At 61.1% G+C, this 3,579-nt stretch carries 4 protein-coding genes; 1 reads left to right on the top strand and 3 read right to left on the bottom strand.

Annotated elements, in window-relative coordinates; all coding sequences use genetic code 11:
- Positions 1 to 92: 92 nt before the first annotated feature.
- The 3 genes from nadE to IQK56_RS26090 all read right to left on the bottom strand — a co-directional run bounded on the left by nadE (position 93) and on the right by IQK56_RS26090 (position 3,235).
- Positions 93 to 920, bottom strand: a complete 828-nt coding sequence (gene nadE / locus IQK56_RS26100) for an ammonia-dependent NAD(+) synthetase (protein WP_122308441.1) — start codon at positions 918 to 920, stop codon at positions 93 to 95.
- Positions 921 to 923: 3 nt separating this feature from the next.
- Positions 924 to 2,138, bottom strand: coding sequence for a nicotinate phosphoribosyltransferase (gene pncB / locus IQK56_RS26095; RefSeq protein ID WP_099583657.1), 1,215 nt, complete (start codon positions 2,136 to 2,138; stop codon positions 924 to 926).
- A gap of 206 nt (positions 2,139 to 2,344) precedes the next feature.
- Positions 2,345 to 3,235, bottom strand: a complete 891-nt coding sequence (locus IQK56_RS26090) for a LysR family transcriptional regulator (RefSeq protein WP_150674935.1) — start codon at positions 3,233 to 3,235, stop codon at positions 2,345 to 2,347.
- A 153-nt stretch (positions 3,236 to 3,388) separates the two neighbouring features.
- Here IQK56_RS26090 and IQK56_RS26085 point away from each other — a divergent pair.
- On the top strand, positions 3,389 to 3,579 hold a 191-nt coding region (locus IQK56_RS26085), incomplete at its 3' end, for an aldehyde dehydrogenase family protein (protein WP_193901877.1).

The following is a 3,579-nucleotide window of genomic DNA, read 5'->3' as shown; positions in this document are numbered from 1 at the left end:
CCCCCTCCCACATTCGACCGCATTTCAAAAGGTGGGAGGGGGCTTGCCCCCGATGGCTGTCTTGCAATCAACACAAAACTATCTGGCTCACCTCACGGCGCAAACGGCATCACCCGCTTGTGCTCAGTCTTGCGATACGTCTCGCAGATAATCCTGAACGCTTCCTCACGCACTGCTTCACCGTGCAGGAACGCGTCAATCTCCGCATAGGTCACGCCATGTGACGCTTCATCCGGCTTGCCTGGCGACAGGTCTTCGAGGTCGGCCGTCGGGATCTTCTCCACCAACGATTCCGGCGCGCCAAAGTGCCGTGCAATCGCACGCACCTGGTTCTTCACCAGCCCGCTCAACGGCGCGAGGTCGCACGCACCGTCACCGAACTTGGTGAAAAAGCCCATCACCGCTTCCGCCGCATGGTCGGTACCGATCACCAGGCCACCGGCCGCGCCGGCGATGGTGTATTGCGCCACCATGCGCATGCGCGCCTTGGTGTTGCCCAGCACGAAATCGCGGGAAACCGCCGCCTTGCCTTCGAACGCCGCCACTTCACTGGCCAGGGCTTTCACCGCCGGGCCGATGTTCACGGTATGGCGCTCGTCCGGCTCGATAAAGTCCACCGAGGCCTGGGCGTCGATTTCGTCGAACTGGGTGTCGTAGGGCAGGCGCACCGCGATAAAACGGTAAGCCTCATCACCGGTGCTGGCGCGCAGTTCCTGCATCGCACGTTGGGCCAACAGGCCGGCGGTCAGGGAGTCGACGCCGCCGCTGATGCCCAGTACCAATGCCTTGAGCCCGGAGTTGCGCAGGCAATCCTGGATAAAAGCCACGCGGCGGGCCACTTCGGCCTCAAGGTCGGCCTGGTCGTTGAACGGCGCTTGCACCTTGAGTTGCTGCGCAATCTCACGCTGTACGGCTTGCATGATTCACTCCTTGCTGGAAATGGCAGGTACTTTGAAAACATGACGCAAATAGGCGACAAAATTCGGGTCGGTGCAGTGGGTCTTGCCCGCTTCATCGGAGATCTTGGCGACGGGCTGGCCATTGCACGCGGTCATTTTAAGCACGATGCTCATCGGTTCCACCCCCGGAATATCGCAGGTCAGGTTGGTGCCGATACCGAAGCTCACATTAATGCGACCGCGCAGCGCCCGGAAAATCTCGAGGGCCTTGGGCAGCGACAGGCTGTCGGAGAACACCAGGGTCTTGCTCATCGGCTCGATACCCAGCTTGTGGTAGTGGGCGATGGCTTTCTCGGCCCATTGCACCGGGTCACCGGAGTCGTGGCGCAGGCCGTCGAACAGCTTGGCGAAGTACAAGTCGAAGTCGCCGAGGAACGCGTCGGTAGTGATGCAGTCGGTCAGGGCGATGCCCAAAAGGCCACGGTATTCGCGGACCCAGCAATCGAGGGCGGCGATCTGGCTGTCGATCAGGCGCGGACCCAGTTGCTGGTGGGCCATGATCCACTCGTGGGCCATGGTGCCCAGGGGCTTCATGTCCAGTTCGCGGGCCAGGTGCACGTTGCTGGTACCGACGAAGCGCCCTGGGAAGTCATGCTTGAGCACAGTGACCACTTCTTCCTGCACCCGGTACGAGAAGCGCCGGCGTGTACCGAAGTCGGCCACTTGCAGCTCCGACAGTTCCTCGCTGCTGGCATTCGCCGTCAGCCAGTCGAACTTGCGGTACAGCTGCTCGCGGGCCTGTTCGAGGATCACGGTCTGGTAGCGGTAGCGGTTACGCACTTCGCTGACGATGGCCAGCATCGGCACTTCAAACAGGATCACATGCAGCCACGGCCCGCGCAGGCGGATAAACAACTCGCCGTTCTCGATGCCGGTCTGCACATAACGCAGGTTGAAGCGGAACAGGCCGAGGAAACGCAGGAAATCCGGCTTCATAAAGCTGATGCGTTCCAGGAAGCCCAATTGGTCCGGGCTCAGGCTCAGCTCGGCGAGGCGCTCGATCTGGTAGCGGATCTCCGCCAGGTAGGGGCGCAGGTCTTCACTGTTACGGCAACGAAACTCCCATTCAACTTCCACGTTCGGGTAGTTGTGCAGCACCGCCTGCATCATGGTCAGCTTGTAGAAGTCGGTGTCGAGCAGGTTCTGCACGATGCGATCGGCAAACACACTCTCGCTCATAACGGGAATCTCCAGACGGGTCGGCGTTGGGCGCCGGCCTTTACGCACAATTAAGGAAGGGGGCTAGTGGCGCATAGACCTGTGGGGTTTTGCCAGTGATTTTTTCAGTGGGGCCACTGGCCTCATCGGGGGCAAGCCCCCTCCCACACTTGGAATGCATATCAAATGTGGGAGGGGGCTTGCCCCCGATAGCGGTATTTCAGGCGCTAAATAACCTGCTCCATCATCCATTTCACAAAGTCCCGCACCTTGGGCACCTCCGCCGAATGCTCCGGATACGCGAGGTAGTAGGCGTCCTGGCTCGGCATCGCATGCTGCCAGGGAATGACCAGCTTGCCGTCGGCCAATTCCTCTTCCACCAGGAACCTCGGTAACAACGCCACGCCACAACCCACCTGCGCCGCACGAATGCACATGTAAAAGGTGTCAAAACGCGGCCCGTGGTAGCTGTGCTCGGTTTGGTAACCCTGGCTGGCGAACCAGTCATGCCAGCCCTGGGGGCGTGAGGCGTTTTGCAACAGCACCAGTTCGCTCAGTTGCGTGGGGTCGGTGAAGGGCTTGGCGGGCAGGCTCTCGGGTGCGCAGACCGGCACCAGTTCTTCGCTGAACAGCTTCAGGCTCTCGGTGCCAGGGCGTGCGCCCTGGCCGAAGTAGAAGGCCATGTCGGCCTTGCCTTGCAGCAGTTCGTCCGGCTCCTGCTCATTGCACAGGTCCAGATGGATTTGCGGGTGACGCAACCGCCAGCCCTTTAGGCGCGGCACCAGCCAGCGCGCGCCGAAGGTGTAGGGCGTGGACACGCGCAACACTTCGGTCTCGCCGCCGTAGGAGCGCAGGTAATGGGTGGACATCTCCACCTGCGTGAGGATCTTGCGCACTTCCACCAGGTACAGGTCGCCTGCCGGGGTCATCTGCAGGCGGCGACGCACGCGGCGAAACAGCAGGTGTTGCAGCAGTTCTTCCAACTGCGCCACTTGCTTGCTGACCGCGCTCTGCGTGAGGTTCAGCTCCTCGGCGGCGCGGGTGAAGCTCAGGTGGCGGGTGGCGGCTTCGAAACACTGCAGGGCGGTGATCGAGGGCAAATGTCTTTTGTTCAGCACGGCGTGCCTCTTTTTATGCTTTGCATGAATAAACGGAATGATATCTCGCCTAATCGTCGTTTGTTGGCAAGTCTTGGGCCAGCTACAAATAAGGTCTTGATCGCCGTGCGTGGCGCGGTGCGATTTTTTGTCTGCAGATTGAAGGAGTGACCCATGGTTGCCGCATTGCTTGATCGTCTCGGGGTAAACCCGGCGCTGTACCAGTCGGGTAAACAGCCCGTGCATTCGCCGATTGATGGCAGCCGTATCGGCAGTGTGCACTGGGAAGGTGCCGCCGAGGTGGAGCAACAGGTCAGTCGCGCCGAGCATGCATTCGACGCCTGGCGCAAAGTGCCGGCGCCGCG

It is taken from the genome of Pseudomonas cyclaminis (assembly GCF_015163715.1).
In the GTDB taxonomy this organism is placed as follows: Bacteria; Pseudomonadota; Gammaproteobacteria; order Pseudomonadales; family Pseudomonadaceae; genus Aquipseudomonas; species Aquipseudomonas cyclaminis.
The sequence above is the reverse complement of the archived record's forward strand: the minus strand, read 5'-3'. Positions and strand labels throughout refer to the sequence as shown.